A 6,822-nucleotide genomic window follows, 5' to 3' on the forward strand; every position below is an offset into this window, starting at 1 on the left:
GCACGTAGGCCAGGCCGGTGCTGAGGACGCCGAGGCTGACGACGGCGAGGACGACCTTGCCGGAGAGTTCCGGGGTCTGCCAGGTCAGGAACGGGGTGGCGACGGCCTGGAGGGCGGCGGCCGCGATGAGCTGGGAGGCGGCCAGGGCGGAGGGGGCGAGGCCCCGGTCCGACAGGAACCTGCGGACGTACACGAATCCGCAGGCGTAGCTGATGGCGGCGCCAAGGCAGGCCAGTTGGCCGCCGAGGGAGCCGGCCGCGTCGGACCAGGGGCCCATGACCAGCACGACGCCGAGGAAGCCGGTGACCAGCCCGATCGCCTTGCGGGGGGTGGCGCGTTCGGTGGGCAGTGAGGCGGTGGCCAGGGCCAGGGTGAGCAGCGGGGTGACGCCGATCAGAACGCCCGCGAGGCCGGCGCCGGTGGTCTGCTCGCCGTAGGAGATCAGCAGGAACGGGATGACGTTGCCGAAGAGCGCCGCCGCCGCCACATGGGTCCAGATCCGGCCGGAGCGGGGCAGGGCCCCCTTGCGTGCCGCGACGATCAGCGCCAGGACGGCGGCGCCCAGCACCAGGCGGGTGAGGACGAGCTGGCCGGGGGTGAGTCCTTCCAGCGAGACTTTGATGAGCATGAAGCTGCTGCCCCAGAGCAGGGCGAGCAGGAGGAATCGGGTCAGGGTCGCGGGGGTCATCGCACCTCGTCTTCGTGGAACATCGGGTCCGCTCCCGGGTGTCAGTAGTTCGGCGCCTTGTGCAGGAGTTCCTTCCGGTTGACGATCTCGGGGACGTAGACGCGGCGGTTCCACAGCTCCTTCTCGATCGGCTCCAGGGCGACGGAGATGACGTCCTCGTCGCAGTCGCAGGAGGTGCGGACGGCCTGGGTCACGGCGGTGACGAGCCGGGACTGCTGTTCCTCGGAGAGCGAGGACGAGAAGTACTTGATGTTGATGTGCGGCACGATGGTCTCCTTGGGGGTTCCCAGTCGGTGGCGGATGGCCGCCACCAGTTCGTCGATGCCGGCTTCCCGCAGCAGGGCGTAGTGGTCGGCGGCCAGGTCGATGACGGTCGGCCGGGTGGCAGAGAAGCCGGCGCTGTTCTCGATGAACGAGTAGTTGTCGCCGGTGGCCTTGAAGATCGTGACGGGCGCGGTGATCCGCCGGGTGGTGAGCTCGTGGAACGCGTACTCGAAGGTGTAGGTGCGGTGGACGACGGCGGCGATGCGCTTGACCAGCGCGCTGTCCAGGTGGGGGAAGGTGGCGCTGATGAACGCGGCGAAGCTGTCGTCGTCGTGGGCGACGCGCAGGCACTCGCGCAGTTCGGGACCGGTGATGCGGCCGGCGAAGACGGAGAAGAGGATGGTGAGGTACGCCCGGTCGTGGTAGGCGATCTCGCCGCTGTCGGCCTCGACCTCGGGTGAGCCGGGTGCGATGAGGAACAGGTGATCGACCTGTTCACCGGCCTGTTCGAGCTGGTGGGCGGCTTCGAAGGCGACCCGGGCGCCGAAGGAGTAGCCCCACAGGGTGTACGGCCCCTCCGGCTGCCGGCTGCGGATCTCGGCGACGTCCCGGGCGGCCATCTCCTCGATGGTGGGGTAGATCTCCTCACCGGGGTTGATGCCGTGCGCCTGGACGCCGTAGAACGGCCGGTCGAGGTCGGCGGTCTCGGCGAGGAGCCGCAGGTTCATGGGGTAGCCGCCGAGGCCCGGCCAGCAGAAGACGGGGGTTCCGGTGCCCTCGGCGCGCAGCGGGACGAGCCGGGAGCTCACGCCCGTCTCCTTTCCGCCGATGCGCCGGGCCAGTTCCTCGACGGTGGGTGCCTCGAACAGCACTTGCAGCGGCAGGGAGGTGCCCAGTTCCCGGTTGATCCTGTTGATGAGGCCGACCGCGATCAGGGAGTTGCCGCCGGAGGCGAAGAAGTCGTCGTGGACGGAGACGGCGTCGCGCTTCATGCTCTGCTTCCACAGGTCGGCGACGCGCCGTTCGGTGGTGGTCCGCGGTGCGATGAAGGGCCGGTCGTCGCGGGCGACGGCGGCGTCGGCCAGCCGTTCCATCGCGGCGGTGTCGTTCTTGCCGTTGACGGTGGTGGGCAGCTTGTCCAGCACCACCACCCGGTTGGGGATCATGTAGTCGGGCAGGGAGGTGATCAGGTCGTCCCGGATCATCTCCGCGGGGCCCTTCATGTGGACCGTGTCCTCCTTCATGTCCTCGGCGCGCACCTGTGCGTCGCTGACCCGGCCGCCGACGAAGAAGTAGGACGGGCCGCCGCGCTCTCCGGCGCCGGCCAGGATGGCTTCCAGCCGCCTCGCGGCCGGAAGGTCCGCGCCGGTCTTCGAGCTGTAGCCCGAGGGCATGAAGCCCAGGTTCAGCTCGTTCATCGACAGGCGTTGCAGGGTCCGGCCGAGGTCGATGTACCGGCGCCAGTCCTCGGTGGTCCTGCTGACCACCGAGATGCCGAACCGGGAGCGCTCGTAGACCTGCTGGTTGATGGCGATGACGTGCTTGCGGCGGATCAGCTCGGCGGAGATCGGCTCCAGTGTGCCGCCGCGGTAGCGGTACTGCCCGGCGGGCAGGCCGGAGACCCCGCCCGGGTGCGCCTGGACGTAGACGTCCATCGGCAGGTCCATGGTGGTGGTGTGCGGGGCGATCTCGAAGGTGCCCAGGTAGTGGTCCTCGGGCGCGCAGTCCAGGTGGTCCAGGGTGGCCGGGGTGTACGGGCCCGGGAGGATGGTCAGGCCGCGGCCGGGCAGGATCTCCTCGAAGAGGCCGACCGCGTGGCCGGTCTCGATCTCCAGGACCTCCTGGATGTTGTTCTTGTACACCGGCTCGATGGCCCGGCGCTTGCCCACGAAGTGCACGCGCATCCGGGGCGCGGGCGCGGGCTCGTCCTTGGCGGTGATCAGGACGAGCTGGTGGTGGGCCGGGTGGTAGTAGTAGAAGCCCGGCGCCAGCCCGCCGATGCCGTCCAGTTCGAGGTACAGCTGGGTGGCGTACAGCGATCCGGGCGAGGCGTAGGCGTACTTCGGCAGGAGCCTGTGGTCGCTGAGGTGCTGGCCGAAGTGGCGCAGGATCTCGCCGAACTCGGGGAGTCCGATGGCTCCCGGGTCGCGGGGGGCGGTGCCGGTGACCCGTTTGGCGAGCAGCTTCAGGATGTCGGCCCCGGTGACCTCGCCGCCTTCGTAGAACCGGTAGGTCCTGCGGGCGAACGCCTGACGCCGCTGCTGTTCGGTGGCCTGCTTTCCCGGCAGGTCGATGACGGTCCTGCCGCGGATCTCCTCGGGGTCGCGGCAGCCCGCGTTCGCCAGCTGGGCGCGCACCTGGAGCCGGCTCTCCTTGGACTGGTGGTGGGCGCCGTGGTTGCCCTGGTCCATCAGGGCCGCTTCTCCGGGGTCGAGTTCGACGAAGGCGATGAGGTTCTGGAATCCGGTGCGCGGATCGTCGCGGACGACCATCGCCGCGTTCTTGACCCAGTCGTGGTTCTCGATCGAGAGCCTGATCTCGTCGAGTTCGACGCGGAATCCCCGGAGCTTCACCTGATTGTCCATGCGCCCGGCGAACTGCACGGTGCCGTCGGCGTTCCAGTGGGCGAGATCGCCGCTGCGGAAGAGGCGGGTTCCGGGTGTGAACGGATTGTTGACGAAGCGCTCGGCGGTCAGTTCGGGGCGGTTCAGATATCCGCGGGCGAGCTGCGCTCCGCCGATGTGGAGTTCACCGATCTCACCCACGCGGAGGGGCCGTTGTTCACTGTCGAGGATGTAGTACTCCGTCCGGTGGGCCGGGGTTCCGATCGCTATCGCCTGGGGGGCGTCCCGGAGCGCTTTCGGGTCGACGCGGTGGGCGGAGGTGTTGATGGTGCATTCCGTCGGCCCGTACACATTGATGAGCGCGCAGTCGGGCAGGGTTTCGACGCATTGCGCGGCCAGGCTCCTGGAGAGCGCCTCGCCGCCGCAGAAGATCTGGCGCAGTGAGGTGCAGGCCGCGAACTCCTCGGTTCCCACCAGGGCTTGCAGCAGGGTGGGAACGCATTGCAGGGTGGTGACGCCGTGCCGCACGACGGTTGCGACGAGACGCTCGACGTCCCGGTGGACGCCGGGGCTTCCCATGACGACGGTGCTGCCGCACGCGGGGGCCAGGATCTCCCACTGCGCCGCGTCGAAGCTCAGCGGGGTCTTCTGCAGGACGACGGTGTCGCCGTTCACCTCGAACGAGGTGTTCAGCCACTCCAGCTGGTTGACGACGCTGTGGTGTTCGATCATCACCCCCTTCGGCTTGCCCGTGCTGCCGGAGGTGTAGATGACATAGGCCAGCTGGTCGGGCCGGGGAGCGGTGGGCCCGGGCCGGCGTCCGCCGCGGTGCGGGTGCCGCGCGAAGGCGGCCACCTGGTCAGGGGTGATGACCCGGGTGCCCTGGGGCGCGAGTCCGGCCAGCCGCGCGGCGAGGTCCTGCTGGGCGAGGACGACCTTGGTGCCGGAGTCCTCGATCATGTAGCGCAGCCGCTCTTCGGGGTACTCCGGGGAGAGCGGTAAGTACGCTCCGCCGGATAACAGCGTGCCCCAGACGTCCACCATCAGCTCGATCGACGGTTCGGTGAAGATGCCGACGCAGTCGTCGGGCGCCACCCCGAGGCGGTGCAGGAAGGCGGCCACATCCGAACTTCGCTCCAGAAGTGCGGCGTAGGACAGGGAGGTGTCGTCGTGGACGACCGCCGTACGGTGCGGGTGCGCCGAAGCCTGTGCGCGCAGTAGATCGTTGAGGTTTTTCTGTCCCGGGACTGTCTCGGTCGGTTCGTTGAACGCCGTGCTGAACATGGCCTCTCACTCTCTCGTGCAAAACGGCATGCTGCGGTGCCGAAGCCATCCGGAATGGAAGGACGATCGGGCGATCCCTAGACGGGGAGTCCGTTTCTCGTCACTGCTCCGGTGAATGCCGTGGAACGACAGGAGAAAACAGCGTGATGGTGCCGGTAACTGCGGCTGTGCGGCTCATTCGTAATCAAGACGTGCAACCACCTTTTGGGGTGCGGCCTCGCAAACGACCGACACAGTAACGACGCGACTACACGACCGTCAAGGGCGAAACTCGTTGTCCCGATGTCGCCCTGTTTCGGGTCGATTTTCCCCCGTTTCTCATGCTGGAACGCCGTGGGGGCCGGAGGTGCGGCACCGAAGGGCCGCAGAAGGTCGGGATGAAGACGGAGAACGATGGAACCCGGCCAGAGCAAGCGCTTTCGCCGCTCCCTGATGTTTACCGAAGGGCCACTGCAATTCGTTCTCTTATTCTTCACATTCGCGTCGGCTTTCGTCCCCCTTGCCGATCGCATTCTTTGCGGAAAGCGGGCACCATACGGGCGATCAGCAACGCGCCACGGAAACGACGCGGCGGGAGGGGCCCGCCGCTCGCGCTCATCCGCGGTCAGCCGGTCGAGCGGAACGGGCGCTTCGGTGCCCAGGCGCACCACGACGGCCGCACCACGGGACGATCCGGCCCGGCGAACGGGTCTCTCCGCGAACCCGGCGGCCCGGCCCGCGGTGACCGGCGGCCGTGGCGGGGTTCCGGGCCGCCGGACGCACCCGGCCCGTCAACACAGTGCAGGGGAATTCACTCTCACGGGCGAGGAGTCGACGCCCCGAGCGGGCGGTTTCCGGACAGGACGGGGGTGGCGGAAGGCACCGCGGAGGCGCACGGGACCCGGTGGCGCCCCGACGGCGCACGGCCGCCGTGCGGCGGGCGGACGGACCCGGCGCGCGGGCGCCCAAACCCGCCCCGCCGGGTTGGCCGTACTCGTCGGCGGTCCCCTGTACGGACACCCCGTCCTGCGCTGCCCTACTGGACATCGCGGTCGCGGCCCGCTCCCGGTGCGGAGCCGGCCGGCGAGCCGTTCCGCAGCGTCAACTCCGAGGGGATGCAGCATGTCCACACCTCCCGCCCCGCTCCGGGTCGCCCTCGTCAACGGCAGCTTCGAGCAGCCCGCCGTGATCGACTACGAGATCCTGCCGGACGCCTCGCAGACCCAGGCGCCCAAGCGCGTCCCCGGCTGGCTCACCACCGCCTCCGACCACATGGTCGAGCTGTGGCACTCGGGCTTCCTCGGCGTCCCGTCGGCCGAGGGCTCCCAGTTCGCCGAACTCAACGCCAACGAGGTCTCCACGCTCTACCAGGACCTGCCGACCACCCCGGGCACAACGCTGTACTGGCGGCTGTACCACCGCGGCCGGCTCGGCGAGGACACCATGGCCCTGGACATCGGCGCGCCCGGATCGCCGGTGGAGCAGCGGCGCATCTCCGACGGGAAGGACGCCTGGGGCCACTACACCGGCACCTACGTCGTGCCGCCCGGGCAGACGCTCACCCGCTTCGCCTTCCGCTCCGTCGCCGCCGCCGGCGGCAACCGCGGCATCGGCAACTTCCTGGACGGCATCTTCTTCGGCACCGCGCCCCACGTGGTGCTGGACAAGGCCGCGATCCCCGCCGGGCCGCTGGAGGTGGGCGATGTCCTCACCTACCGCGTCACCGCCCGCAACGAGGGCGGCGGCGCGGCCGAGGCCCTGGTGGTGACCGACACCCTCCCGCCGGGGACGACGTATGTGCCGGGGTCGCTGCGGATCGTCGACGGTCCCAACACCGGGGCGAAGACCGACGCGCCGGGCGACGACCAGGCGTCCTGGGACCCGGCGGCCCGCCGGGTCGTCTTCCGGCTCGGGACCGGCGCCTCCGCCACCGACGGCGGCAGTCTGGCCGCCACGGACACCCTGCCCGGCGGCACCACCGCCGAGTACCGGGTCGTCATCGACCGGGCCGCCGGGGGCCCGCTGATCAGCAACACCGCCACC

3 protein-coding genes are annotated in these 6,822 nt (G+C 69.7%); 1 reads left to right on the forward strand and 2 read right to left on the reverse strand.

What is annotated here, in order from left to right:
• Together ACFV5N_RS22720 and ACFV5N_RS22725 are read right to left on the reverse strand one after the other, a co-directional pair.
• The coding region (locus ACFV5N_RS22720) for a DMT family transporter (RefSeq protein WP_385602851.1) at positions 1–688 on the reverse strand (688 nt) is incomplete at its 3' end.
• A gap of 41 nt (positions 689–729) precedes the next feature.
• Entirely contained in the window at positions 730–4,800 is a 4,071-nt protein-coding gene (locus ACFV5N_RS22725) for an amino acid adenylation domain-containing protein (protein WP_385602854.1), read from the reverse strand.
• A gap of 1,101 nt (positions 4,801–5,901) precedes the next feature.
• Between ACFV5N_RS22725 and ACFV5N_RS22730 the strand changes: the two genes are divergently transcribed.
• Positions 5,902–6,822 (forward strand): DUF11 domain-containing protein (locus ACFV5N_RS22730; protein WP_385602857.1); only part of this gene is annotated, 921 nt, incomplete at its 3' end.

The organism is Streptomyces sp. NPDC059853 (assembly GCF_042731495.1).
Taxonomy (GTDB): Bacteria; Actinomycetota; Actinomycetes; order Streptomycetales; family Streptomycetaceae; genus Streptomyces.